This window comes from Thermonema sp., from assembly GCF_026003375.1.
Lineage (GTDB): Bacteria > Bacteroidota > Bacteroidia > Cytophagales > Thermonemataceae > Thermonema > Thermonema rossianum.
Window position 1 is genome coordinate 257,984 of sequence record NZ_BPHD01000003.1, and the last position, 24,500, is coordinate 282,483.

Sequence of the window (24,500 nt, forward strand, 5' to 3'; positions counted from 1 at the left end):
GTACCTATGGCACGTTCTCTAAAAAAAGGACCATACGTTGATTTTCGTCTTTTGAAAAAGATTGAAAAAATAAATGCATCGGGGAAGAAAACCGTTATCAAAACCTGGTCGCGTCGTTCTACCATCTCCCCCGAGTTTATTGGACATACCTTCGCCGTGCATAACGGAAACAAACACATCCCTGTTTATGTCACCGAACAAATGGTAGGACATAAGCTGGGTGAATTTGCCCCTACCCGTAACTTCAGAGGGCACGCTGACAAGAAAGACAAAAAGAAAAAGTAAAACGAACGAGTAGCATTACCTATTACTCGGAAAAGAATTGACTATGGAAGCAATCGCAAAACTGAAAAACGAACCTTCCTCGCCTCGCAAGATGCGTTTGGTGGCTGACCTCATCAGAGGAATGGAGGTGACTCATGCCTTGGCTGTGCTCAAATACAGCCCCAAGCATGCCGCACGCAGACTCGAAAAACTCTTGTTGTCAGCCATCGCCAACTGGGAACAAAAATACCCCGAGGCTGATATCGAAGAAGCCGGCCTGTATGTAAAAGAAATCCGTGTAGATGGCGGGCGCATCCTCAAGCGTCTCAGACCGGCTCCGCAAGGACGTGCTTACCGTATCCGTAAGCGTTCAAATCATGTAACTATTGTAGTGGCTGCACGCGAACAAGCCCAAGACAGCCCTGCAGAAGAGGTAAACAACGAAACTGAAGCATAAAACATGGGACAAAAGGTTAATCCAATAGGCTTACGACTCGGTATCGTAAAAGGTTGGGAGTCCAACTGGTACGCCGATAAACGCGACTTCAAGGATAAATTATACGAAGACTATCAGATCCGTCAATACATCGAAGCGCGTGTGCCCAAAGGTGGCATTTCGAAGATTGTGATCGAGCGCACGCTCAAGCGTGTAACCATCACTATCCATACTGCCCGCCCCGGTGTTATCATCGGTAAAGGAGGTGCAGAAGTAGATAAGCTGCGCGAAGAACTGAAAAAACTGACCGGTAAAGAAATCCAACTCAACATCTTCGAAATCAAACGCCCCGAGTTGGATGCCCGCCTGGTGGCCGAATCCATCGCACAGCAGCTGCGTGCGCGTGTATCTTACCGCCGTGCCATGAAGCAGGCCATCGAAGCCGCCATGCGTGTGGGTGCCGAAGGTATCAAAATCCGTCTCTCCGGTCGTTTGGGTGGTGCTGAAATGGCCCGCAGCGAAGAATACAAAGATGGACGCGTGCCCTTGCATACCCTCCGTGCCGATATCGACTACGCCCTTGCCGAAGCTTTGACTACCTACGGTATCATTGGCGTGAAAGTATGGATATTCAAAGGCGAGGTGTACGAAAAACCCGACTTCTACAACCTGGACGAAGACAAGAAGCAGCGTAGAAGAGGAGGAAAAGCCGGTGACGGACGTGCGCGCCGTCCTCGTAGAAGAAAACGCAACAACTAAGCGACGGATTACTCGAATTAAAACGAAAGAATCATGTTACAGCCTAAGAGAACCATATATAGAAAACAGCAGAAAGGGCGTACCAAAGGAGTCGCTACGCGCGGTTTCAATATCGCCTTCGGCGACTTCGCCATCAAGGCACTTGAGCCCGGGTGGATTACCGCCCGCCAAATCGAAGCGGCTCGTATTGCCATGACCCGTGCCATGAAGCGTGAAGGTCGCGTGTGGATTCGCATCTTCCCCGATAAGCCCATCACCAAGAAGCCCGCTGAGGTGCGTATGGGTAAGGGGAAAGGGAACCCCGAATACTGGGTAGCTCCTGTGAAAGCCGGAACTATCTTGTTCGAAATTGATGGCGTAAAACCGGAATTGGCACAAGAAGCCTTACGCTTAGCAGCTCAGAAGCTGCCTATCCGTACCAAGTTCGTCGTACGCCGTGATTATGTAGGTTAATTTCTAAAAGAACAAGTACTATGAAAATGCAAGAAATACGGGCATTGAGCACAGAAGAGCTGCAAGCTAAGCTGAAAGAGGAAAAGCGCAACCTGCAAAAACTGCGCTTTGCCAATGCTATCTCGCCTATAGAGAACCCTATGAGAATCCGTGAAACCAAAAAGCTCATCGCGCGCATCCTGACCGAACTGCGTGCACGCGAATTGGGCATCGCACCTTCAAAAGCTGAATAAGACCTATGGAAACAACAAAAGTCGTAAGAAATAGACGCAAAGAACGTGTGGGCAAAGTCGTATCCAACAAAATGGATAAGTCGATTGTGGTGGCCGTTGAGCGTAAAGTAAAACACCCTATCTACGGTAAATTTATGCTCAAAACCACTAAATTCATGGCCCACGACGAGAAAAACGAATGCGGCATTGGTGACACCGTGCGCATCATGGAATGCCGCCCTTTGAGCAAAAGAAAACGCTGGAGATTAGTTGAAATCATTGAAAAGGCTAAGTAATCATGATAAGACAAGAGTCAAGACTCAAAGTAGCCGATAATACCGGTGCCAAAGAAGTACTGTGCATTCGTGTATTGGGTGGCAGTGGAAAAAAATATGCTACCGTAGGCGACCAAATCGTGGTCACCGTAAAGTCAGCCACCCCCAATGGTACCGCCAAAAAAGGAATGGTATCCAGAGCGGTGATTGTGCGCACCAAGAAAGAAGTACGTCGTAAAGACGGCTCCTATATCCGTTTCGAAGACAACGCCGTAGTGCTTCTCAACAACCAAGGAGAAATGCGCGGCACCCGTATCTTCGGACCCGTAGCACGCGAACTGCGTGAAAAGCAATTCATGAAAATCGTTTCATTGGCTCCTGAAGTATTGTAATTATGGAAAGAAAATATAATAAACAACCTAAGCTCAATATCAAAACCGGCGACCGGGTAAAAGTGATTGCCGGCGATGAGCGTGGCAAAACGGGTGTAGTAAAAAAAGTGCTCCGTAAAGAGCAGCGTGTGATTGTGGAAGGGCTCAATATCGTGAAAAAACACGTGAAGCCGTCGGCGCAAAACCCGCAAGGCGGCATCATTGAGGTGGAAGCCCCCATCCACATCAGCAATGTAATGCTGATTGACCCCAAAACAGGGGAACCTACCCGCGTAGGTCGTCGTCGTGACGAAAACGGTAAGCTGAGAAGATATTCAAAGAAAACTAACGAATTCATAGACTAAGATGGGAAATAAAGTTGCAAATTACACGCCCAACTTGAAGAAGCACTACAAAGAGCATGTAGTGCCCACACTGATGAAGAAATTCAACTATAAGTCAGTGATGCAAGCTCCCCGTTTGGTGAAAATCGTCATCAACAAGGGGATTGGGGCCGCTGTAGCCGATAAAAAACTCATAGATCAAGGCATCGAAGAGTTGACCATGATTACCGGGCAGCGTGCAGTACCCACCATTGCCAAAAAATCGGTATCGAACTTTAAACTGCGCGAAGGCATGCCTATCGGTGCCAAAGTAACCTTGCGTGGCGACCGTATGTACGAGTTCCTCGAGCGTTTGATTATGGTGGCGCTGCCCCGTGTGCGTGACTTCGAAGGTGTGAACGACCGCGGTTTCGACGGGCGTGGCAACTACACCTTGGGGGTTAAAGAACAAATCATCTTCCCTGAGATTAGCATCGACAAGGTGAACAAAATCTCAGGTATGGATGTAACCTTTGTAACCACCGCCGAAACCGACGAAGAAGCTTACGAGCTCCTCAAAGAATTAGGAATGCCTTTCGCAAACGCTCACAAAAAATAAAATAGATTATGGCAAAAGAATCCATTAAGGCCAGAGAAAGAAAAAGAGAAAAGTTGGTAGCCCGCTACGCCGAAAAGCGTAAGCGCCTGAAAGAAGAAGGCAACTGGGAAGCACTCGACAAGTTGCCCCGCAACTCTTCACCGGTACGTTTACACAACCGTTGCTCTATTACCGGGCGCCCCCGCGGATATATGCGCAAATTCGGCCTTTGCCGTAACATGTTCCGCAAATTGGCTTCAGAAGGCAAAATACCCGGAGTAACCAAAGCCAGTTGGTAATCCAATGATTTATTGGATTTTTCAATGGCATTTCATATATTTGCAAGCCAATTTTGAAAAAAGAGAAAAAAGCAAGCAATATGCATACCGATCCAATTGCCGATTACCTAACGCGTATTCGTAACGCGGTAAGAGCAGGGCACCGCATCGTGGAGATACCCGCTTCCAACTTGAAGAAGGAAATCACCAAGGTGCTCTTCGATAAAGGCTATATCTTGAATTATAAATTCGATGATAGCACTCCCCAAGGCACCATTAAAATAGCCTTGAAGTACCACCCGATGACCAAAGAACCGGCTATCGTGGATATTAAACGCGTAAGTAAGCCCGGTTTGCGCAAGTATGCCAAAGCATCGGAGCTGCCGCGTGTATTGAATGGCTTAGGTATTGCCATCCTTTCTACTTCGAAAGGTGTAATGTCTGACAAAGAAGCACGCAAGCTCAATGTAGGTGGCGAAGTGCTTTGCTACGTGTACTAATCTCAAATGTAAAGAAAGAAGATGTCAAGAATAGGCAAAAAACCAATCGTAATACCTGACAAGGTGACTGTAAGCGTTTCGCCTGAAAACGTAGTCACCATTAAGGGACCCAAAGGAGAGCTGTCGCAGCATGTGAACCCTGCCATCACCGTAGAGGTGGTGGACAACACCATCGTGCTCAAGCGCCCCAACGACGAAAAGCAGATGCGTGCCTACCATGGCTTGTATCGCTCACTTTTGAATAATATGGTGATTGGTGTCACCGAAGGATACAAGAAAGAAATGGAACTGGTAGGGGTGGGTTACCGTGCCACTGTAAACGGCAACGTAATAGAGTTGGCTTTGGGGTATTCACATCCTATTTTCTTTGTGTTGCCTCCCGAGGTAAAGGCAGAAGCGACCGCCGAAAAAGGACAAAACCCTAAGCTGATCCTAACAGGTATCGACAAACAGCTTTTGGGGCACATTGCAGCCAAAATACGCTCCTTCCGTAAGCCTGAGCCTTACAAAGGAAAGGGTATCCGTTTCGTGGGTGAGTATGTCAGAAGAAAAGCAGGTAAGACTGCAGCTAAAAAATAATCATTATGGCTACAAAAGAGCAACTTAAGAAAATAGATCGTCGTGCGCGCATCAAGAGAGGCTTGCGCAAACGCATCCGTGGTACTGCCGAACGCCCTCGCCTGTGTGTATTCCGTTCAAACAGACGCATCTACGCACAAATCATTAACGATGAGCAAGGCGTTACTTTGGCAGCCGCCTCTTCTTATGACCTCAAAAGCGACTCCTTAAACGTAGAGGTAGCAAAGCAAGTGGGCAAGTTGATAGCCGAGCGTGCCGTGGCCAACGGTATTAAAAAAGTGGTTTTTGACCGCAACGGCTACCTGTACCACGGGCGTGTGAAAGCCTTGGCTGAAGGTGCGCGTGAAGGAGGTTTAGAATTCTAACCTAAAACAGATAGAAAGGACAATGGCTAATAAAAAAACTATACGTATAAGCAACGATGACCTGAAGCATCGCGTGGTGGCTATCAAACGCGTTGCCAAGGTGGTAAAAGGAGGTCGTCGTTTCAGCTTTGCTGCTATCGTAGTAGTGGGTAACGAAAACGGCATTGTGGGTTACGGTTTGGGCAAAGCCTCGGAAGTAACCGATGCCATCACCAAAGGCATTGAAGATGCCAAGAAAAACCTCATCGAGGTGCCTGTGATTAAAGGTACCATCCCGCATGATGTATATGGTAAATACGATGGCAGCCGCGTGATGCTGCGTCCCGCATCAGACGGTACCGGAGTCATTGCCGGTGGTGCTATGCGTGCCGTGCTTGAAAGTGCCGGCATCCACAACGTATTGGCTAAATCGTTGGGCTCTACCAACCCCCACAACGCCATCAAGGCTACTTTTGATGCCTTGTTGAAGCTGCGTGCACCTCATGTGGTAGCTATGCACCGTGGCGTAACTTTAGACAAAGTATTTAACGGATAAAAGAAATGGCAAGAGTTAGAATCAAACAAGTAAGAAGCTTGATTAACCACCCCAAAAAGCAGCGCCAAACCATAGCAGCTTTGGGGTTGGGTAAAATCAACAAAACTGTTGAGCACGAATTGAACCCTGCCATTGAAGGAATGATTCGTAAAGTAGCTCACTTAATTGAAGTAGAACATTTGTCTTAATATCGTTTTTAGCGTTCAGCGAAAGCGAGTTAAACAGAAGAAAATATGAAATTACATACTCTAAAACCTGCAAAAGGCGCCGTTAAGAAAAGAAAGCGCATCGGGCGTGGTCCCGGCTCAGGACGTGGTGGAACCTCTACACGTGGTCATAAAGGACACCAGTCACGTTCAGGATATTCGCAAAAACTGAGCTTCGAAGGCGGTCAAATGCCCCTTCAGCGCCGTGTGCCCAAGTTTGGCTTCAAAAACCCCTTCCGTGTAGAATACAAGCCCATCAACTTGGACACACTGCAAACCTTGGCTGAAACCTACAACCTGGACACCATCGATGTGAATACACTCAGAGAGCATGGTTTGGCTTCCAAGAAAGACTTGGTGAAGATCTTGGGGCGTGGCGAGCTGAAAGCCAAACTGAATGTGACAGCACATGCTTTCTCTGCTTCGGCAAAAGCCGCTATCGAAAACTTGGGTGGAACAGCTACGCTTATTGAATCATAATCATGAAGAAGCTTATCAATACATTTAAGGATATATTCTCTATCCCGGAACTTAAGCGGCGCATCATCAACACCATCGTGTTGTTGATGGTGTTCCGTTTAGGTTCTTATGTGGTACTACCCGGGATAGACCCCACCAAGCTCCAGTCTTCTTTTGATGACATACGGGGCTTGCTCGATACTTTCTTGGGTGGGGCTTTCGGGCGTGCCTCCATCTTTGCCTTGGGCATCATGCCCTATATCTCCGCATCTATTGTGGTGCAGTTGCTGACAGTGGCACTGCCCGAGTTCCAAAAGATGCAGCGCAAAGAAGGAGAAGCCGGACGCAAAAAGCTGACGCGCATCACACGCCTCCTGACTATTGCCATCACCTTGGTGCAGTCGTTTGCCTTCTTGGCTACCATCAACAGCGATGCATTGGTGGTGAGCCGCTCTTTCTTTACCTTCTCTTCTGTTATTTTGTTGACCACCGGCACCATCTTCTGTATGTGGCTGGGTGAGCGCATCACAGAAAGAGGGATTGGAAACGGCATTTCGCTGCTTATCATGATTGGTATCATCTCCCGCTTCCCGCAAGCCATTTATCAAGAGATAGAAACCTCTTTGGTTGGTGTAGGGGGCGAGTTGAAACTTTTGCTGGAAGCCGTTGCCTTGATTTTAGTGGTGATGGGTATTGTCATGCTCACGCAGGCTGTGCGCAATGTGCCGGTGCAATATGCCAAGCAAGTCGTAGGCAATAAGGTGTGGGGCGGGCGTCGTCAAACCTTGCCCTTGCGCCTGAACGCTGCCGGTGTGATGCCTATCATCTTCGCGCAGTCGTTGATGTTCTTGCCTGCTATGCTTGCCGGCTTGTTTGCAAGCCCTGATAGTGATTTGGCTGTTACCATTGGTATGTTCTCGAATCCTTTCACCTGGCAATACAACCTGGTGTTTGGTATTCTTATCATTCTCTTTACCTTTTTCTATACAGCCATTACTATCGACCCGCGTCAGATAGCAGAAGACTTGAAACGAAGCGGTGGCTTCATTCCCGGTGTAAAACCCGGCGAGCCAACTGCTCATTATATTGACAGCATCTTGTCGAAAATCACTTTGCCCGGCTCTATTTTCCTGGCTATTGTGGCCATCATTCCTGCCATTGTGCAGTATTTTGGCGTGTCAAGTGATTTTGCACAGTTCTATGGTGGCACCTCCCTGCTGATTATGGTAGGTGTGGTAGCCGATACCGTGCAGCAAGTAGATGCTTACTTGATTCAAAAACGTTATGAGTCGCTGATGAAATCCGGACAGCTTTCGTCTCCGGTCGGCGGCACAATAGATGTGGCATAGCACTATGATTTACTTGAAAACAGAAGAGGAAATTGAGTTGATGCGTCAAAGCGCGCAAATCCTGGCTAAAGCACATGCCGAAGTAGCCAAGCATGTGAAACCCGGGGTTACTACAGCGCAATTGGACGCCATCGCCGAAGCCTTCATTCGTGATCATGGTGCTATCCCTTCCTTTAAAAATTACAACGGATTCCCTGCATCGCTTTGCATTTCTGTAAACGAACAAGTGGTGCATGGTATTCCGGGCAACTACACCCTCAAAGAAGGCGATATCGTGTCCATCGACTGCGGGGTGTTTAAAAATGGCTTCCATAGCGACAGCGCCTACACTTATGCCGTGGGCGAGGTGAGCGAGGAAGTCCGGCGCCTGTTGCAAGTAACGAAAGAAGCCCTTTATAAAGGCATAGAACAGGCTGTCGAAGGTAATCGCATTGGAGATATAGGCTTTGCCATTCAGCACTATGCGCAAGCCCATGGCTTCTCTATAGTGCGTCAATTGGTAGGACATGGCATCGGTCGCTCTTTGCACGAAGAACCGGAAGTGCCCAACTATGGCAAGCGAGGCAAAGGCATCAAGCTCAAAGAAGGCATGGTCTTGGCCATCGAGCCCATGGTGAATATGGGCAAACACCACATTGTGGAAGAAGGTGACGGCTGGACCATCCGCACGGCAGACCGCTTACCCTCGGCTCATTATGAGCATACGGTAGTGGTTAGAAAAGGAAATGCAGAGCCATTAACTACCTTTGAATACATTGAACAAATCATAAATCAAAACCATGGCGAAACAACCATCCATTGAATTAGACGGAACAGTCACCGAAGCCCTTTCCAACGCCATGTTTCGTGTGCAGTTGGAAAACGGACATGAAGTGATTGCTCATATCTCCGGAAAAATGCGCATGAACTATATTAAAATTCTGCCCGGCGATAAGGTCAAACTCGAAATGTCGCCGTATGACCTGACCAAGGGCAGAATCGTATATCGTTACAAATCATAAGGTCTTAAACGAACGAGTTATGAAAGTAAGAGCTTCGGTAAAAAAACGTAGTGCTGATTGCAAAATCGTTCGCCGCAAAGGGCGCGTATATGTAATCAACAAAAAGAATCCAAAGTACAAACAAAGACAAGGATAATCTATGGCAAGGATTTTAGGTGTTGACATCCCCGACAACAAACAAGGACGTATTGCGCTCACTTATATCTACGGGATTGGGCGCTCATCTGCCCTCAAAATCTTAGAAAAAGTGGGCGTGGACCCCTCCAAAAAGGTGAAGGACTGGACAGACGAAGAGTCTGTAGCCATTCGTAACGAGATTACGAGCAACTACAAGGTAGAAGGTGAGCTGAAATCGGAAGTGCAGCTCAACATCAAGCGCTTGATGGACATCGGCTGCTACCGTGGGCTGCGCCATCGTAAGGGCTTGCCTGTGCGTGGGCAAAGAACCCGCACCAATGCTCGTACTCGTAAAGGTAAACGTAAGACCGTAGCAAACAAGAAGAAAGCTACTAAGTAAGAACTGCTGAGTGACAGTAGCTATTAAATCGACGAATCATGGCTAAGAAAGATACAAAGAAGAAAGTACACGTAGATGCTGAAGGGCAGGTGCATATCCAAGCCACCTTCAACAACATCATCATCACCATCACCAACAAAAATGGGGAAGTGATTACCTGGGCGTCTGCAGGAAAAATGGGATTCAAAGGATCAAAAAAGAACACCCCATACGCCGCGCAAGTGGCTGCTGCAGACTGTGCTAAAAAAGCGTACGACCTTGGCATGCGCAAAGCAGAAGTGTTTGTGAAAGGACCGGGGTCCGGCCGTGAGGCGGCTATTCGTACCATCTACAATTCCGGTATCGAGGTTACTTCTATCAAAGACGTAACTCCGCTTCCTCACAACGGTTGTCGTCCCCCCAAACGTAGAAGAGTCTAAAACAGATAAAGAATTATGGCAAGATATAGAGGACCCAGAGCTAAAATCGGAAGAAAATTCGGTGAAGCTATCTTAGGCGCAGCCAAGTACGTACAAAAAAAGAACTATCCTCCCGGACAACACGGCCGTAACCGTCGCCGCAAACAGTCGGAATACGCCGTACAGTTGGCTGCTAAGCAAAAAGCAAAATATATCTACGGATTGACCGAGCGTCAGTTCCGCAACTTGTTCGAGAAAGCTTCGCGCAGGCAAGGGGTTACCGGTGAAATCCTCTTGCAATTGTTGGAAGCACGCTTGGACAACGTGGTGTATCGTTTGGGAATAGCCCCCTCGCGCCGTGCTGCCCGTCAGTTGGTATTGCACAAACACATCTTGGTGAATGGCGAAGTGGTGAACATCCCTTCTTATACGCTGCGCCCCGGAGACCAAGTAGCCGTACGCGAAAAATCCAAGTCTTTGGAATTGATTACCGACAGCTTGGCCAAATCAAGCGTATCGCGCTATAGCTGGCTCGAGTGGGACAAAGCCTCTATGACCGGTAAATTTATGAACCTGCCGGCTCGTGAGGAAATCCCCGAGAATATACAAGAGCAGCTCATCGTAGAATTGTACTCTAAGTAATAAAAACCTTTCTTTGTGCTGTAGAACCCGTAGGCTCCGGCTTATGGGTTTGCAGCACAAAATATTGTATATTTGCATTGTCAACAGTGCGCTTTTGTCTTTGTGGCAAAAGACCAAGCCCTTGATGAAAGGGCACCTGTTTATTTGGCAGCGTAAACCCTAATAAAACACATACGTTATGTCTATTTTAACCTTTCAAATGCCCGAAAAAGTAGTGGTTGAAAAATCCGACGACTTTGTCGGCCTTTTCGAATTCAAACCACTCGAACCCGGGTATGGAGTAACGATTGGGAATGCACTGCGTCGTGTGCTCCTTTCTTCATTAGAGGGCTATGCCATCAAAGCGGTGCGCATCCCCGGCGTGCTTCATGAGTTCTCTCCTATTGAAGGGGTTGTGCAAGACATGGTGGGCATTGTGTTGAACCTCAAGAAAGTACGCTTTAAGCGCATCGGTGAAGAAACAGAAGAGCACGTAACCGTTAAAATCAAAGGCAAAGAAGCTTTTAAAGCCGGCGACATTACCGAGGTATCTTCCAACTTCCAGGTATTGAATCCTGATTTGATTATTTGTGAGCTCGACCCCGGCAAAGAGCTGACCGTTGACCTCATCATTACCAAAGGGCGCGGTTATGTGCCCGCCGAAGAGCATGACTTGGGTGATCGCTCGGTGGATTACATTGCTGTGGATTCTATCTTTACCCCCATACGCAATGTGAAATATCAGGTGGAAAACACCCGTGTGGAACAAAAAACAGACTACGAGAAGCTTTTGCTGGAAGTGGAAACCGACGGTTCCATCCATCCCGAGGAAGCTTTGAAGGGGGCTGCCCATATCTTGATTCAACACTTCATGCTCTTCTCTGATCAAACCATGACCTTCGAGGCGGTACAAGAAGAAGAAACCGCCGTGGTGGATGAGGAAGTATTGCGCATGCGCAAACTGCTCAAAACCCCGCTTTCTGAGCTCGACCTCTCGGTGCGAGCCTACAACTGTCTCCGCTCGGCAAACATCAAAACCCTCGGAGACCTGGTGCGCCTCGAAATTTCCGATATGATGAAATTCCGCAATTTCGGTAAAAAATCATTGACCGAAATTGAAGAGCTTATCTCTTCTAAGGGGCTTACCTTTGGTATGGATGTATCTAAATATCGATTAGACGAAGACTAATTTGCCGTGAGGCAATACTTTAAACCGAAAAGCAATGAGACACGGAAAAAAAGTAAATCATTTGGGGCGGACTGCTTCGCATCGCAAAGCGATGTTGGCAAACATGGCTACTTCGCTCATCTTACATAAGCGTATCAAGACGACCGTAGCCAAAGCCAAGGCTTTGAAAAAATATGTAGAGCCGTTGATTACCCGCGCTAAGGCAGAAAACAACACCACCATCGAAAAATCAACACACAACCGCCGTGTGGTGTTCTCTTACCTGCGCAACAAGGAAGGTGTGAAAGAGCTCTTTAGCACCGTAGCCGAAAAAGTAGGCGATCGTCCCGGCGGATATACCCGCATCATTAAACTGGGGCAGCGCTATGGCGACGCCGCTGAAATGTGCCTGATTGAGCTGGTTGACTTCAACGAAACCCTCTTGCAAGAGAGCACTGCCAAGAAGAAACGCACGCGTCGTAAAAGCAAAAAAACGACCGAAGCAGCTGCCGAGGTAGAAACCAAAGAAACAAAAGAAGAAGCCGCCGGCAACAATGAGGCAAGCTCAGAAGAAGAATAAAAACACCTTCTTTTTTCATACTCAGCATAGAGGCAAGAAATTGCATCTAAGCGAAGGAATAGCATTTGCTATTCCTTTTTTTTATACCCTTTTTGTATTCACCGCTTTTTTCAATTTCCAAACTCCCATTCAACAATGAAAAACAGAGCGCTTGAGCACCCGGCTATTCTGCTTCTTGAAGATGGAACCCTGTGGCGTGGCTATGCCGTAGGCAAAATAGGCACTACCACCGGAGAGATATGCTTCAATACCGGCATGACCGGCTATCAAGAGATTTATACGGACCCCTCTTACTACGGGCAAATCATTGTAAATACAACGGCTCATATCGGTAACTATGGAGTGATTGCCGAAGACGAGGAATCGGCCGCACCACAAATCAGCGGCATGGTGTGCAATGCCTTTTCCGAGTTCTATTCGCGCAAATTGGCAGATGCCGGCTTGCAGGAATACCTCGAAAAACATGGTGTGGTAGCCATTGCCGGCGTAGATACCCGTGCGCTGGTTACACACATACGCCATAAAGGTGCCATGAATGCCATCATTTCATCCGAAGAGTTCGACATAGAAAAGCTAAAGCAATACCTTGCCGAAACACCTTCCATGAAAGGCTTGGAATTGTCTTCCAAGGTAACCACTCCAAGCCCTTACTTTGTAGGCGAAGGAAATACAGGTCCCAAGATAGCAGCCTTGGACTTGGGCGTAAAACGCAACATACTGCGGCATTTAGAAAAAAGAGGGGCAGTAGTGCAGGTGTTTCCTGCCAAAACATCTTTTGAAGAAATAGAAGCCTGGCACCCCGATGCCTATTTCATCTCCAATGGACCCGGCGACCCTGCGGCCATGCCTTATGCAGTGGCTACTGTGCAAAAGATGCTTGAAACGGGCAAACCTCTTTTCGGCATTTGCTTGGGGCATCAAATCTTGGCTTTGGCCAGCGGTATAGGCACCCACAAAATGCACAATGGACACAGAGGGCTTAACCACCCCGTGAAAAATCTGATGACCGGGCGCTGTGAAGTGACCTCCCAAAATCATGGCTTTGGCGTCAATCGTGAGGATATAGAGAAAAGCAAAATAGTGGAAATTACGCATGTCAACCTGAATGACGGCAGCATAGAAGGCATTCGCCGCAAGGACTGCCCTGCCTTCTCCGTGCAGTACCACCCCGAAGCCTCGCCCGGTCCGCATGATGCCACCTATCTCTTCGATGAGTTTATGAACCTGATAAAAAATGGCGTTTTGTATGCCTCATAAGACACCTTGCTCGTGAGGCGAAGGAAGGCTTGCTTGCCCACTTCGCAAAAAAGCATAGCTACAAATTTGATATTCAAATAAAAAGTCTTAATATTGCATTCTGTTTAAAACAGAGGGTATATCAATTAAAATTGATAAAAGCATGTACTTGACGAGCGAAAAGAAGCAAGAATTATTTGAAAAGTATGGCAAAGGGAAGAACGACACCGGTTCTCCCGAAGCGCAAATCGCTTTATTAACTTACCGGATCAACCACTTGACTGAACACTTGAAAATCCACAAGAAGGACTTTTCTACTCGTTTGGGGTTGCTTCGTATGGTAGGTCAGCGTAAGCGCCTGCTTGACTATTTGAAAAAGAAGGACTTAGAGCGTTACCGTAGCCTGATTGCAGAATTAGGTATTCGTAAGTAAGCTACAAAACAGTCATTTAATCAAGGGAATTCCATGTGAATTCCCTTGATTTTTCATATCTTATGCACCTGTTCAAACGAATACCCTCTGCTTTGTTGCAGTGCATTTCAACAATGAAAGATTAAAAGAATTAAAGAACTATGATGAATCAAGCTGTCGTCCATACTATTACCTTACGCGACGGACGAGAAATAACCATTGAAACCGGCAAGCTGGCTCGCCAAGCCGACGGAGCCGCAGTAGTGCGCATGGGCAAAACCATGCTGCTGGCTACGGTTGTCTCTGCCAAAGAAATTAAAGAAGACGCTGCCTTTTTCCCCCTCTCTGTTGACTATCAAGAAAAATTTGCAGCTGCCGGACGCATTCCCGGTGGTTTTCTTAAAAGAGAAGGGCGCCTGTCCGATTACGAAGTGCTCATTAGCCGGCTGGTGGACCGCGCCTTGCGCCCCATGTTCCCCGAAGGATACCTGGCAGAAACACAAATCAATATTTACTTGATTTCGGCAGATACTGAAATTCTGCCCGATGCCTTGGCCGGCTTGGCTGCCGGTGCTGCTTTGGCTGTTTCTGACATTCCTTTCAATGGACCCATTGCCGAAGTGCGTGTGGCAAAAATTGACGGCCAACTGCAAGTAAACCCCTTGGCTTCTGACTTAGAGCGTGCTACGCTGGATATCATCGTGGGGGGCTCGGCCGAAAGTATCGTGATGGTGGAAGGCGAAATGAGCGAAGTGAGTGAGGACGAACTGCTCGAAGCTTTGGCTTTTGCCCATGAGGAAATAAAGAACTTGTGTGCCGGCCTGAATGAGCTGACCAAGAAAGCAGGCAAGGAGGAAAAACGCCCCTTTACACCTCCGGCAGGAGACGAGGAGCTGCGCAAGCAACTATGGGATGCCTACTATGAGCGCATGTATGCAGTAGCCAAAAGCGCCATTCAAAATAAACATGAGCGTAAAGAGGCATTTAAAGCCATCAAAGAAGAATACCTCAACAGCCTTCCCGAAGACACTACCGTGGATGTAAACCTCGCAAGCAAATACTTCGATGAAATGCAGCGTATGGCTTGCCGGAACCTTGCTTTGGATGAAGGCATACGCTTGGATGGCCGCAAACCTACCGACATTCGCCCCATCTGGTGCGAAGTGGATTATTTGCCTGCGGTGCACGGTTCGGCAGTGTTTACCCGTGGTGAGACGCAGTCGTTGACTACCGTTACACTGGGCAATAAGCTGGATGAAAAAATCATCGACGGCGCCATCATTACCGGTGTGGATAAATTCATGTTGCACTACAACTTCCCCGCTTTCTCAACCGGTGAAATCAAACCCAACCGTGGTCCCAGCCGGCGCGAAATAGGGCATGGCAACCTGGCGCAACGTGCTCTGAAAGCCGTGATGCCCGATGAAGAAGAATATCCCTATGTAGTGCGTGTGGTATCCGATATTTTAGAGTCCAATGGCTCTTCCTCTATGGCTACGGTTTGCGCCGGCTCTTTGGCTTTGATGGATGCCGGGGTGCCCGTGCGTGCTGCAGTCTCGGGCATTGCCATGGGCATGATTTCTGACGAAGAAACCGGCCGCTATGTGGTGCTCTCCGATATCCTGGGCGATGAAGACCACTTGGGCGACATGGACTTTAAAGTAGCCGGTACTTCTGCCGGTATCACAGCCGTGCAGATGGATATTAAAGTGAAAAGCCTTGACTTTGAAGTATTGCGCAAAGCTTTGCACCAAGCAAAAGAAGGGCGCTTGCATATATTGAGCATCATGAATGAGGTTATCAGCGAGCCCCGCCCCGAATTGAAGCCGCATGCCCCGCGTGTAGCTACCCTTACCATTGATCGGGACATGATTGGCGCCGTGATTGGACCCGGCGGAAAAGTGGTGCAAGAAATTCAGCGCAATACCGGTGCTACCGTAGTGCTGGAAGATAAAGGCGAATTTGGTGTGGTCAACATCTTTGCTTCCGACAAAGAAGCAATGGATGCAGCCATTGAAGCCGTGCGCAATATCATTGCCGTGCCCGAAGTAGGCGAGACCTACACCGGTGTGGTCAAAGAAGTATTGCCCTTTGGTGCGGTAGTGGAGTTTATGCCCGGAAAGCAAGGTTTGTTGCACATCTCTGAAATCAAATGGGAGCGTGTAGAAAACATAGAGGACGTAATTGAACCCGGTGAGGAGGTGATGGTGCAGCTTATCGAAGTAGATGAACGTACGGGCAAATACCGTCTGTCGCGCAAGGTTTTGCTGCCGAAGCCCGAGGGCTACAAAGAGCGTCCCAAGAATAAAAACAACAACAACCGTCGCTCCGGAGGACGCCGCTCATAAAAAAACAGCTTTGAAAGCAGAACTTTCTGATAGTGAGTTGCGTTCTACTAAAGCAATGGCAGGAAAACATATGTATTTAGTCAAATAAGCGAACATTCTCTCGACAAGGCTTTTGAGCTTCATTTTTTGAACTCTTAAAGCCTTGTTTTCGTTTGCTTTATGGTCTTCATACCATTGAAACTCAATCAATAACTAAAATAAAAAGCCGGATGAGACAGCTGAAAATTAGCAAGCAGATTACCAATCGTGAAAGTCAGTCATTAGACAAGTACTTGCAGGAAATTGGGAAGGTGGACCTTCTCACACCTGAAGAAGAAGTAGAGCTTGCTAAGCGTATTCGTGAGGGTGACCAGGTGGCACTGGAAAAACTCACCAAGGCGAACCTGCGTTTCGTAGTGTCGGTGGCAAAGCAGTATCAAAACCAAGGGCTTTCCTTGGGTGACCTCATCAACGAGGGTAACTTGGGCTTGATCAAGGCGGCACAGCGCTTCGATGAAACCCGTGGTTTTAAATTCATCTCTTACGCTGTATGGTGGATTCGCCAATCCATCTTGCAAGCTTTGGCAGAGCAGTCACGTATTGTGCGCCTGCCTTTGAACCGTGTGGGTTCTCTCAACAAAATTTCAAAGACCTATTCAGAGCTGGAGCAGCGCTACGAGCGTGAGCCCTCGCCCGAGGAGTTGGCAGAAGAGTTGGATGTATCGCCCGATGAAGTGATCGATACCTTGAAAATATCGGGGCGTCACGTATCGGTAGATGCGCCTTTTGTGCAAGGCGAAGAGAACAGCCTGCTCGATGTATTGGAAAACGATTCGGAAGAGTCGCCCGATACCGGTTTGGTCAACGAGTCGTTGCGCCGCGAAATACAGCGTGCCCTCTCTACACTTTCCGAACGTGAAGCAGACGTAATTACCTTATATTTCGGTTTGAACGGTGAACATCCGTTGACACTTGAAGAAATAGGCGAACGCTTTAACCTGACGCGTGAGCGTGTGCGCCAAATCAAGGAAAAAGCCATTCGCCGTTTGCGTCACGCTTCGCGCAGCAAAGCGCTGAAACCCTATTTAGGTTAATTCCTCCTTTTTAACCCGGAACAATGGCACTGCTTCTTGCAGTGTCATTGTTTTTTTATGCCTGACCTTTTTTGATTTTTTTTGTGTTATGAAAAAGAGTTTTTCAAATAAATCAAAAAGAAGAAACGTATGGAATACACCAAGTGTCTTATCATTGGCTCAGGACCTGCCGGTTATACAGCCGCTATTTATGCCGCACGTGCCGGCATGAAGCCCGTTTTATATAAAGGTTCACAGCCCGGCGGCCAGCTGACCATCACTACCGAAGTGGAAAACTACCCGGGCTATCCTGATGGTGTGCAAGGACCTCAAATGATGATGGATTTTGAACGCCAAGCCGCGCGTTTCAACACAGATATTCGCACCGGCATGATAGTGGAAGTGCGTTTTAATAAAGAAGGCGGAAAGCACTATGCCAAAGCCGAAGACGGCACCGAGTGGGAAGCCGATACCGTCATTATTGCCACCGGTGCTTCTGCCAAGTGGTTGGGGCTGGAATCGGAGCAACGCCTCAATGGTAAGGGGGTATCTGCTTGTGCCGTTTGTGATGGTTTCTTTTTCCGCGGCATGGATGTGGCAGTAGTAGGTGGGGGCGATACCGCCTGTGAAGAGGCAAGTTATTTGTCTAAAATATGCAACAAAGTGTATATGATTGTGCGCCGCGATGAAATGCGCGCATCCAAAATCATGCAGCAAAGAGTGTTGAATACACCCAATATCGAGATTTTGTGGAACCATGTGACGGAGGAAATTTTGGGCGAGCAAGAAGTAGAAGGCGTTCGTTTGCGCAACACCAAAACGGGCGAAACGAAAGAGCTGAAAATACAAGGCTTTTTTGTGGCTATTGGGCACAAACCCAATACCGACTTGTTTGTAGGACAGTTGGATATGGATGAGGCCGGCTATCTTATCACAGAAAAAGGGAGCACACGAACCAATATACCCGGTGTCTTTGCTTGTGGTGATGTACAAGATAAAATCTATCGCCAGGCGGTGACTGCTGCCGGCACCGGCTGCATGGCTGCTTTGGATGCCGAACGTTATTTGGCTGAAAAAGAGGTGATGGCAGAAAGCAAATAAAACAACCTTTTATCACATAAGCTGTCCGATAGGAGAGGTGCAATACTGCATCTTTTTAGCTACCTTTGCAGTTGCATGCTCTCCTGTCTTTTTTATGCATTGAATGAAAGAGTGTAAAGGGGGGCACTCAATTTTTCAAAATAAAAGCAAAAACATGCTGTTACGTATCGTTTGGTTGTTTTGTTTGAGCTTTGGGCTGTGTGGGACGGTATGGGCACAAGAAGAGCCGGTAAAACAAGACAAATTGACGGTGAAGCCGCCGGTAAATCAAAAACAGGATTCTTCGAAAGTAAATAAAAATGAACAGCCTGCCGACGATAAGGCTGCAAGCAAAGATACCAGCTTTGTGCCGTCACGTGCCTTGTCGGTGGTGAATGAAGATACCAATTCATTGAAATATGAAGAGCCGGCTTTGGTGCAGGTATCAGAGTTTTTAAAGATAGATTGTGTATGGGTAAAAGCAGCTGAGTATTATTCTATTTGGAGCTCGGAGTATATCAACCCTTATAAAATAGACCCCTCTACTTTTAAGGATACTATCCCCATTCACTTATACGACAGTACCCGGCAGCACTATTGGTTTCCGCCTTTGGATTCCTACTGGAAGACCTCTTCCTTTGGGTATCGATGGGGGCGTTTTCATCATGGCACCGACTTGGCTCTGCGTGTGGGTGACCCTATTTATGCCACCTTCGACGGAATTGTGCGTATTGCCCGCTATGACAGGGGCTATGGATACCATGTGGTATTGCGCCATTATAATGGTTTGGAAACACTCTACGGGCATATGAGTAAAATACTATGCAAGGTAGGGCAAGAAGTAAAAGCAGGCGATGTGATAGGGCTGGGTGGTTCCACAGGGCGAAGTACCGGTCCACATTTGCATTTTGAGTTTCGTTATGCCGGCAACTCTTTCAATCCGGAGGAGATCTTTGACTTTCATACTTCGCCGAGCAAGTCTATCAAAGGGGAATGGTTTTATCTGCTCCCCCAGCATTTTCGCCATTTGGGTGCTACTGTCAAGCAGCAGGTTTGGTATATAGTCCGCTCCGGCGATACACTCAGTCATATTGCCCGCCGCTATGGCGTGTCTGTTTCTTATTTGATGAAAATAAATGGCTTAGGACCAAGAAGCATTATACGCCCGGGGCAGCGCTTGCGCATTCGATAACACATGAAAATGAGTATGGGAAGCATTCAGAAAGTCGATATATTGGTGATTATGGCACATCCCGATGATGCCGAGTTGTCGTGTGGCGGCATCATTGCGGCCCATGTGGCACAAGGCTACCGTGTGGCAATGGTAGACCTCACTGCCGGCGAGATGGGGTCACGCGGCAATGCCGACCTGCGCATAAAGGAAGCCGGGCAGGCAGCCCGCATCTTGGGCGTGGTGGCAAGGGAAAATCTGCGCCTGGCCGATGCTTTCTTCCGTTTGGACTATATGGCCACATTGCGGGTTATAGAAGTCGTTCGCCATTACAAGCCCGAGCTTGTCATTACCAATGCCTTGCATGACCGCCATCCGGATCATGGCAGAGCAGCCCAGTTGGTCAAAGAAGCCTGTTTTTATGCCGGCTTGCGGCGTATTGTTACTTACCGGGAAGGACAGCAGCAAGAAGCATGGCGCCCCAAAGAAGTGTTTCACGTAATACAAGATGAGTTTATACAACCGGCTTTGGTTGTGGATGTATCCGGTTTTTGGGAAATAAAAAAACGGGCTATTGCTGCTTTTGCTTCGCAGTTTTATGTGCCCGGCATATCGGAACGGCAAGGAGACGACGAGCCGGAAACTTATATCTCTACCCCTTGGTTTATGGAGCGGATAGAAGCAAGAGGCAAGGAAATGGGGCACTTTATTGGGGTAGATTATGGCGAAGGGTTGGTTGCTTCCAAGCCTCTTGCCGTGTCTTCGCTGCCTCTCTTACTTCGCCGGAAGGCTTAGTTTCTGTAAGGCTTCTTTTATTGCTTTTGACAGCCCCTCGGACGCGGCAGCCAATGGCAGGCGCACATGCTCTTCACAAATGCCCATGTGTTTAAGCACGCACTTTATTCCTACGGGGTTCCCTTCTTTATAAAGCAAGTCATTGATGCCCAACAATGGACGCAAAGCGTGCTGTACTTTCTCTCTTTCCCCTTGAAGTGCTGCGTGAATCATATCGTTGAATAGGGCAAAGGCATTGGCCATGACGGAAATAACCCCTTCGGCACCTACGGCTATCATGGCAGGGGTGAGCAAGTCATCGCCGGAAAGAAGTAAAAAGCCTTTGGGACGTTCTACGGCTATTTGCATGATTTGCATCAAGTCCCCCGAAGCTTCTTTGATAGCCACAATATTGGGATGCTGTGCCAGTCGCAGGGTGGTTGCTGCTTGCAGGTTGCATCCGGTGCGCCCCGGTACGTTGTAAAGAATCACCGGTACAGGGCTCTGTTCTGCTATTTCCATAAAATGGCGATACAAACCTTCTTGTGAAGGCTTATTGTAATAAGGGCATACCGACAGTATGGCACTGACGCCACTTAGGTCAGTATTCTTTATTTGCTGAATGACCGCCCGTGTGTTGTTGCCGCCTATGCCAAATACAACAGGCTTTTGGGCGGGGTGTTCTTTCGCTATTTGAAGCAAACGTGCTTTTTCTTCGGTAGTGATGGTGGGCGATTCGCCGGTTGTGCCTTGTACCACCCAGTAGTCAACACCTATTTGGTGGGTATGGTCTAAAAGACGCTGATAAGCGTTCCAATCAATGCTGCCATCGGCATGCATGGGCGTGACCAATGCCACACCAACACCGTGAAGTGTTTTCATAGGAAATATTTTTTAGGGGTTCAAACAAAAAAACCATATGCAAGCGGGTGTTGCATATGGCAATTTAATTAAAAAAATCAAAGTATGTGAAGCCTTAGATTAGGCGTGGGTCAATTCCATTTCTATTTGGCGTAGCTTGCTACGTACCGAAGCATCCAGCTGTGTGTCATCGATACGCAACACAAAACCACCGATAAGCTCGGGGTTGATCTGCTCGAACAAACGCACTTGTTTTTTGTTGGATGCTTTGGCTACCAGGTCGGTTATAGCCGCTTTCAGGCTGTTGTCCAGAGCTACTGCCGATTGCACATGTGCCCGCTGAATTCCTTGCCGCTCTTCATATAAGCTTTCAAAGGCAATGGCTACCTCGAAAAGAATGTTTTCGCGGTTGCGCTTCGAGAGTGCCTCTATGAATCTAAGCGTAAGCGGGTGCACATGTTTCTCGAAAAGGGCTTTTAATATAGCCAGTTTCTTGTAGCTATAAATAATGGGGTTGTTTAAAATGGCTTCTACCTTAGGATTTTGCTTGAGGAACTGCTCAACGGCTTCCATGTCGTGATAGACAGCTTCCAGCGCGTTGTGTTCCACTGCCAAATCCAGCAGCGCTTGGGCATAGCGTTTGGCGACTCGTTGTGCAGACATCTTAGTTTAGTTTAATATCTTTCAATAACTCTTCGATATAAGCCTTTTGCTTGGCTTCTTCTGAGAGTTGATTTTTAAGAATACGTTCGGCTACTTGTACAGAAAGCGTAGCTATTTGAGCTTTGATTTCGCTCAATGCCGCATTTTTCTCTGATTCAATGATGCGGCGGGCATCTTCAATCATGCGGTTAGCTTCTTTCTTGGCGTTTTCTTTTGCTTCATCCACCAACTGACGGGCAGTCTCTTGTGCTTTTTTCAGGATTTGGTCTTTTTCAATACGTGCTTCTTGAAGCAGCTTTTCGTTCTCGGCAGAGATACGCTGCATCTCTTCGCGTGCTTTTTCGGCAGCAGCCAAGGCGTGAGTGATTTCCTCTTCACGCTTCTTGATGCCTTGTAAGATGGGCTTCCATGCATATTTGGTAAGCAGGAATACCACCAAGAGGAAAGTGACGAGCTGCCAGAAAAACAAACCGAGTTCAGGGGTAAGCAGTTGCATAGTTCGTTTGTGTTTTAAATGGTAATCAGGGTATATCTAAAATCTGTTAGACTAAGCAAGAAAGGAGGCAAAGCCCCTGCCGCCAAGCGCGGTTCAGGGAGCTTTGCCATACCTGATAACTAGGAAAGTGCCAGCAACAAGCACACTACTGCACCAAAGAGGGCTACACCCTCGATAAGAGCAGCAGAAATAATCATAGCGGTTTGCACCTTAGCTGCGGCTTCGGGCTGACGTGCAATGGCGTCCATAGCTTGACCACCAATGCGACCGATACCCAAACCGGCGCCCAAGGCTACTACACCGGCACCCAAGCCGGCGCCCAAACCTACCAGACCTTCCAACAAGAATACAATCAGAGTTGCTAACATAGTTTTTATTGTTTAAGTGAATGAAAGCCTTTGTTTTAGTTTTATGGCATTAAGCCGTTACAGCCACCTCTTCTTTTATTTCTGCCTGTGCGGGCTTCTCTGCATGATTGGCTTCTTCATGTGCAGGGTGGTGCGCTTCGTGCTCTTCGTGGTGATGCTCTTCTACGGCTTGCCCGATAAAGAGGGCACTAAGCAGCGTAAATACGAATGCCTGAATAAACGCCACCAGCAACTCCAAGCCATTGATAAAGAGGGCAAAGCCCACACTGATAGGCGCTACGGCAAAGCTTTTGAATATGAAGATAAGAGAAAGGAGGCTCAAGATAACGATATGGCCGGCGGTAATGTTGGCAAACAAACGGATAGCCAAGGCAAAGGGTTTGGTGAAAATACCTACTATCTCAATGGGAACCATGATAGGGTAGAGCCAAGTAGGCACCGGAGGCGCAAATATGTGTCCCCAGTAGTTTTTGTTGCCATTGAAAAGAATCATCACCAAAGTGAAGCCGGCAAGAGTGGCTGTGATGGTGATGTTGCCGGTCAGGTTGGCAGCACCGGGCAACAAGCCAAGCAGGTTGTTAATCCAGATATAGAAAAAGACAGTCAGCAAGTAAGGCATGAAACGCTCATACTTATCTTTGCCGATGGCAGGAACGGCAATCTCATCGCGTACGAAGAGAATCACCGGCTCTACAAGCCCGGCAAGTCCTTTGGGCGCTTGCGGCTTGTCGGTTTGGTAAGACTTTGCCACCTTTCCAAAGATAATAAAGAGCAGCACCACGCTCAAGAACATGGAGGCTACGTTCTTGGTAATAGAAAAATCATAGACTGCAGCTTCTGCGTGACCGGCTAATTTGATATGGTCATGCTCTATAATATAAGTGTTTTTTCCTCTTTCCAGCATAATGCCTTCTTCGGTAACTTTCCCATGATGGAACTCACTCGACAGAAATACGTCTAAACCATTGGGGGTATATAAGATAACAGGCAAAGGGATGCTTACGTGTGTGTCGCCAATGGAGAAGAGGTGCCATTCATGAGAGTTGCTTAAGTGGTGGAAGATGGTCTCACCTGCATTGAACTCTTCTTCCGGTTGCGGATTGGCATAGGCAGACAGCTGCAAGCCCAACAAAGCAATGAAAATCAGAAGTATAGCCTTGATTGATTTCATGGTTTATCCGTATATTTAAGAATCGGCTCGCAAGTTAGTCAATAGATGGTAAATTTCAAATCCAACGAATAGAAAGTATAAGACAAAGAAGAGGACTACGAAGTGGAAGGGCCGGCTGACACCTTGCCACAGAAAAATGCCTATGAAAGCAAGCGACAAGAACATGCGCAGGGTGAGACTGGTGAAAAAGGCCTTTTGTAAAGTATGGGGGTCGCTTTCTTTTACGCCTAAGCTGTGTAAAAGAGCGCTAAGCAGTGAAATAGCCAGTATAAAAATCAAAATCCACCATTTTTCGGCAGGTAACCAGCTCCATTGATAGTGCTCGCCCAGCAGGAAAAAGGCGGCAGCAAAAAGACTTAATGCCAGAGAAGTTTTCCACGATTGTTTCATGAGTCTTGGGAGAGGTTTTTTATCAGAGAGATGATAGAACCGATGATTCCTATCAGCACAAAGATAATGGTAAATACCGGGAACTCCCATGAGAGCTTCCGGTCTATTTGCATACCTATCCACAAAAAGATGCCTATGGTTGCCAGCATTTGAATGCCCAAGCCACTATAGCGTATATAATCGTGCAGTGGCTTGGAGCGGGGTTTTTTTTCGTTCTTTGACAAAGCGTTG

The 24,500-nt window shown here is 47.6% G+C and carries 39 protein-coding genes; 32 read left to right on the top strand and 7 right to left on the bottom strand.

What is annotated here, in order from left to right; translation table 11 throughout:
- Nucleotides 1-6 precede the first annotated feature (6 nt).
- The 32 genes from rpsS to bshB1 all read left to right on the top strand — a co-directional run bounded on the left by rpsS (nucleotide 7) and on the right by bshB1 (nucleotide 20,341).
- Nucleotides 7-285, top strand: a complete 279-nt coding sequence (rpsS, locus tag QVE43_RS10725) for a 30S ribosomal protein S19 (RefSeq protein ID WP_038030130.1) — start codon at nucleotides 7-9, stop codon at nucleotides 283-285.
- 43 nt (nucleotides 286-328) lie between these two features.
- Nucleotides 329-721: a 50S ribosomal protein L22 gene (gene rplV, locus QVE43_RS10730; protein WP_038030128.1), complete on the top strand. Its 393-nt coding sequence runs from the start codon at nucleotides 329-331 to the stop codon at nucleotides 719-721.
- Nucleotides 722-724: 3 nt separating this feature from the next.
- Nucleotides 725-1,459, top strand: a complete 735-nt coding sequence (gene rpsC / locus QVE43_RS10735; RefSeq protein WP_288007031.1) for a 30S ribosomal protein S3 — start codon at nucleotides 725-727, stop codon at nucleotides 1,457-1,459.
- A gap of 33 nt (nucleotides 1,460-1,492) precedes the next feature.
- Nucleotides 1,493-1,912, top strand: coding sequence for a 50S ribosomal protein L16 (gene rplP / locus QVE43_RS10740; protein ID WP_288007033.1), 420 nt, complete (start codon nucleotides 1,493-1,495; stop codon nucleotides 1,910-1,912).
- 20 nt (nucleotides 1,913-1,932) lie between these two features.
- Nucleotides 1,933-2,145, top strand: a complete 213-nt coding sequence (rpmC, locus tag QVE43_RS10745) for a 50S ribosomal protein L29 (protein ID WP_288007035.1) — start codon at nucleotides 1,933-1,935, stop codon at nucleotides 2,143-2,145.
- A 5-nt stretch (nucleotides 2,146-2,150) separates the two neighbouring features.
- Nucleotides 2,151-2,420 (top strand): 30S ribosomal protein S17, encoded by a 270-nt coding sequence (rpsQ, locus tag QVE43_RS10750; RefSeq protein ID WP_038030119.1) that lies wholly within the window; start codon nucleotides 2,151-2,153, stop codon nucleotides 2,418-2,420.
- A gap of 2 nt (nucleotides 2,421-2,422) precedes the next feature.
- Nucleotides 2,423-2,791: a 50S ribosomal protein L14 gene (rplN, locus tag QVE43_RS10755; RefSeq protein WP_038030116.1), complete on the top strand. Its 369-nt coding sequence runs from the start codon at nucleotides 2,423-2,425 to the stop codon at nucleotides 2,789-2,791.
- Nucleotides 2,792-2,793: 2 nt separating this feature from the next.
- Nucleotides 2,794-3,135 (top strand): 50S ribosomal protein L24, encoded by a 342-nt coding sequence (gene rplX / locus QVE43_RS10760; protein WP_288007038.1) that lies wholly within the window; start codon nucleotides 2,794-2,796, stop codon nucleotides 3,133-3,135.
- A 1-nt stretch (nucleotide 3,136) separates the two neighbouring features.
- Nucleotides 3,137-3,712: a 50S ribosomal protein L5 gene (gene rplE, locus QVE43_RS10765; RefSeq protein ID WP_288007040.1), complete on the top strand. Its 576-nt coding sequence runs from the start codon at nucleotides 3,137-3,139 to the stop codon at nucleotides 3,710-3,712.
- Nucleotides 3,713-3,720: 8 nt separating this feature from the next.
- Nucleotides 3,721-3,990, top strand: a complete 270-nt coding sequence (gene rpsN, locus QVE43_RS10770; protein WP_288007042.1) for a 30S ribosomal protein S14 — start codon at nucleotides 3,721-3,723, stop codon at nucleotides 3,988-3,990.
- 80 nt (nucleotides 3,991-4,070) lie between these two features.
- Nucleotides 4,071-4,469 (top strand): 30S ribosomal protein S8, encoded by a 399-nt coding sequence (gene rpsH, locus QVE43_RS10775; protein ID WP_288007044.1) that lies wholly within the window; start codon nucleotides 4,071-4,073, stop codon nucleotides 4,467-4,469.
- Between the two features lie 21 nt (nucleotides 4,470-4,490).
- Nucleotides 4,491-5,048 carry a 50S ribosomal protein L6 gene (gene rplF / locus QVE43_RS10780; protein WP_288007046.1) on the top strand — a complete coding sequence of 186 codons (558 nt, stop codon included), beginning with the start codon at nucleotides 4,491-4,493 and terminating at the stop codon, nucleotides 5,046-5,048.
- 5 nt (nucleotides 5,049-5,053) lie between these two features.
- Entirely contained in the window at nucleotides 5,054-5,413 is a 360-nt protein-coding gene (gene rplR / locus QVE43_RS10785; protein WP_288007048.1) for a 50S ribosomal protein L18, read from the top strand.
- A 22-nt stretch (nucleotides 5,414-5,435) separates the two neighbouring features.
- Nucleotides 5,436-5,948: a 30S ribosomal protein S5 gene (gene rpsE / locus QVE43_RS10790; RefSeq protein ID WP_038030108.1), complete on the top strand. Its 513-nt coding sequence runs from the start codon at nucleotides 5,436-5,438 to the stop codon at nucleotides 5,946-5,948.
- A gap of 5 nt (nucleotides 5,949-5,953) precedes the next feature.
- Nucleotides 5,954-6,136 carry a 50S ribosomal protein L30 gene (rpmD, locus tag QVE43_RS10795; protein ID WP_288007050.1) on the top strand — a complete coding sequence of 61 codons (183 nt, stop codon included), beginning with the start codon at nucleotides 5,954-5,956 and terminating at the stop codon, nucleotides 6,134-6,136.
- Between the two features lie 45 nt (nucleotides 6,137-6,181).
- Nucleotides 6,182-6,634: a 50S ribosomal protein L15 gene (rplO, locus tag QVE43_RS10800; protein WP_288007052.1), complete on the top strand. Its 453-nt coding sequence runs from the start codon at nucleotides 6,182-6,184 to the stop codon at nucleotides 6,632-6,634.
- Between the two features lie 2 nt (nucleotides 6,635-6,636).
- Nucleotides 6,637-7,962: a preprotein translocase subunit SecY gene (gene secY / locus QVE43_RS10805; RefSeq protein ID WP_288007054.1), complete on the top strand. Its 1,326-nt coding sequence runs from the start codon at nucleotides 6,637-6,639 to the stop codon at nucleotides 7,960-7,962.
- A gap of 4 nt (nucleotides 7,963-7,966) precedes the next feature.
- Nucleotides 7,967-8,764, top strand: coding sequence for a type I methionyl aminopeptidase (gene map, locus QVE43_RS10810; protein ID WP_288007056.1), 798 nt, complete (start codon nucleotides 7,967-7,969; stop codon nucleotides 8,762-8,764).
- A complete protein-coding gene (gene infA, locus QVE43_RS10815; protein ID WP_288007058.1) occupies nucleotides 8,742-8,963 on the top strand; it encodes a translation initiation factor IF-1 in 222 nt (73 codons plus the stop codon). Before map ends, infA begins: the two co-directional genes overlap by 23 nt.
- 19 nt (nucleotides 8,964-8,982) lie before the next feature.
- Nucleotides 8,983-9,099, top strand: coding sequence for a type B 50S ribosomal protein L36 (gene ykgO / locus QVE43_RS10820; RefSeq protein ID WP_038030098.1), 117 nt, complete (start codon nucleotides 8,983-8,985; stop codon nucleotides 9,097-9,099).
- Between the two features lie 3 nt (nucleotides 9,100-9,102).
- Entirely contained in the window at nucleotides 9,103-9,480 is a 378-nt protein-coding gene (gene rpsM / locus QVE43_RS10825) for a 30S ribosomal protein S13 (RefSeq protein ID WP_288007060.1), read from the top strand.
- 38 nt (nucleotides 9,481-9,518) lie between these two features.
- Nucleotides 9,519-9,899 carry a 30S ribosomal protein S11 gene (rpsK, locus tag QVE43_RS10830; RefSeq protein ID WP_288007062.1) on the top strand — a complete coding sequence of 127 codons (381 nt, stop codon included), beginning with the start codon at nucleotides 9,519-9,521 and terminating at the stop codon, nucleotides 9,897-9,899.
- A gap of 15 nt (nucleotides 9,900-9,914) precedes the next feature.
- On the top strand, nucleotides 9,915-10,520 hold the full coding sequence (gene rpsD, locus QVE43_RS10835) for a 30S ribosomal protein S4 (RefSeq protein ID WP_288007064.1): 606 nt from the start codon (nucleotides 9,915-9,917) through the stop codon (nucleotides 10,518-10,520).
- Nucleotides 10,521-10,698: 178 nt separating this feature from the next.
- Nucleotides 10,699-11,688: a DNA-directed RNA polymerase subunit alpha gene (locus tag QVE43_RS10840; protein WP_288007066.1), complete on the top strand. Its 990-nt coding sequence runs from the start codon at nucleotides 10,699-10,701 to the stop codon at nucleotides 11,686-11,688.
- A 34-nt stretch (nucleotides 11,689-11,722) separates the two neighbouring features.
- Entirely contained in the window at nucleotides 11,723-12,247 is a 525-nt protein-coding gene (gene rplQ / locus QVE43_RS10845; protein WP_288007068.1) for a 50S ribosomal protein L17, read from the top strand.
- Nucleotides 12,248-12,382: 135 nt separating this feature from the next.
- Nucleotides 12,383-13,504 (top strand): glutamine-hydrolyzing carbamoyl-phosphate synthase small subunit, encoded by a 1,122-nt coding sequence (gene carA, locus QVE43_RS10850; protein ID WP_288007070.1) that lies wholly within the window; start codon nucleotides 12,383-12,385, stop codon nucleotides 13,502-13,504.
- Nucleotides 13,505-13,646: 142 nt separating this feature from the next.
- A complete protein-coding gene (gene rpsO / locus QVE43_RS10855; RefSeq protein ID WP_288007072.1) occupies nucleotides 13,647-13,916 on the top strand; it encodes a 30S ribosomal protein S15 in 270 nt (89 codons plus the stop codon).
- Nucleotides 13,917-14,056: 140 nt separating this feature from the next.
- On the top strand, nucleotides 14,057-16,243 hold the full coding sequence (gene pnp, locus QVE43_RS10860; RefSeq protein ID WP_288007074.1) for a polyribonucleotide nucleotidyltransferase: 2,187 nt from the start codon (nucleotides 14,057-14,059) through the stop codon (nucleotides 16,241-16,243).
- A 209-nt stretch (nucleotides 16,244-16,452) separates the two neighbouring features.
- A complete protein-coding gene (locus QVE43_RS10865) occupies nucleotides 16,453-17,316 on the top strand; it encodes an RNA polymerase sigma factor RpoD/SigA (protein ID WP_288007076.1) in 864 nt (287 codons plus the stop codon).
- Nucleotides 17,317-17,445: 129 nt separating this feature from the next.
- Complete coding sequence (gene trxB / locus QVE43_RS10870) at nucleotides 17,446-18,396, top strand: thioredoxin-disulfide reductase (protein WP_288007078.1); 951 nt, start codon at nucleotides 17,446-17,448, stop codon at nucleotides 18,394-18,396.
- A 154-nt stretch (nucleotides 18,397-18,550) separates the two neighbouring features.
- Entirely contained in the window at nucleotides 18,551-19,567 is a 1,017-nt protein-coding gene (locus QVE43_RS10875) for a M23 family metallopeptidase (protein WP_288007080.1), read from the top strand.
- A gap of 15 nt (nucleotides 19,568-19,582) precedes the next feature.
- Entirely contained in the window at nucleotides 19,583-20,341 is a 759-nt protein-coding gene (gene bshB1 / locus QVE43_RS10880) for a bacillithiol biosynthesis deacetylase BshB1 (RefSeq protein WP_288007082.1), read from the top strand.
- On the opposite strand, the gene dapA is transcribed toward bshB1, so the two are convergent.
- From dapA to QVE43_RS10915, 7 genes are all read right to left on the bottom strand, one after another.
- The gene (gene dapA / locus QVE43_RS10885) at nucleotides 20,321-21,202 is read right to left on the bottom strand and encodes a 4-hydroxy-tetrahydrodipicolinate synthase (protein ID WP_288007084.1); all 882 of its coding nucleotides are present in this window, start codon (nucleotides 21,200-21,202) and stop codon (nucleotides 20,321-20,323) included. The two genes, bshB1 and dapA, sit on opposite strands and share 21 nt — an antisense overlap.
- A 99-nt stretch (nucleotides 21,203-21,301) precedes the next feature.
- Entirely contained in the window at nucleotides 21,302-21,844 is a 543-nt protein-coding gene (atpH, locus tag QVE43_RS10890; protein ID WP_288007086.1) for an ATP synthase F1 subunit delta, read from the bottom strand.
- 1 nt (nucleotide 21,845) lies between these two features.
- Nucleotides 21,846-22,340 (bottom strand): F0F1 ATP synthase subunit B, encoded by a 495-nt coding sequence (locus tag QVE43_RS10895; protein ID WP_038030074.1) that lies wholly within the window; start codon nucleotides 22,338-22,340, stop codon nucleotides 21,846-21,848.
- A 119-nt stretch (nucleotides 22,341-22,459) separates the two neighbouring features.
- Nucleotides 22,460-22,708, bottom strand: a complete 249-nt coding sequence (gene atpE, locus QVE43_RS10900) for an ATP synthase F0 subunit C (protein WP_288007089.1) — start codon at nucleotides 22,706-22,708, stop codon at nucleotides 22,460-22,462.
- Between the two features lie 49 nt (nucleotides 22,709-22,757).
- Entirely contained in the window at nucleotides 22,758-23,879 is a 1,122-nt protein-coding gene (gene atpB, locus QVE43_RS10905) for a F0F1 ATP synthase subunit A (RefSeq protein WP_288007091.1), read from the bottom strand.
- Between the two features lie 15 nt (nucleotides 23,880-23,894).
- Entirely contained in the window at nucleotides 23,895-24,269 is a 375-nt protein-coding gene (locus QVE43_RS10910) for a hypothetical protein (RefSeq protein ID WP_288007092.1), read from the bottom strand.
- Nucleotides 24,266-24,493 carry an AtpZ/AtpI family protein gene (locus QVE43_RS10915; protein WP_288007094.1) on the bottom strand — a complete coding sequence of 76 codons (228 nt, stop codon included), beginning with the start codon at nucleotides 24,491-24,493 and terminating at the stop codon, nucleotides 24,266-24,268. Before QVE43_RS10915 ends, QVE43_RS10910 begins: the two co-directional genes overlap by 4 nt.
- Nucleotides 24,494-24,500: the final 7 nt, after the last annotated feature.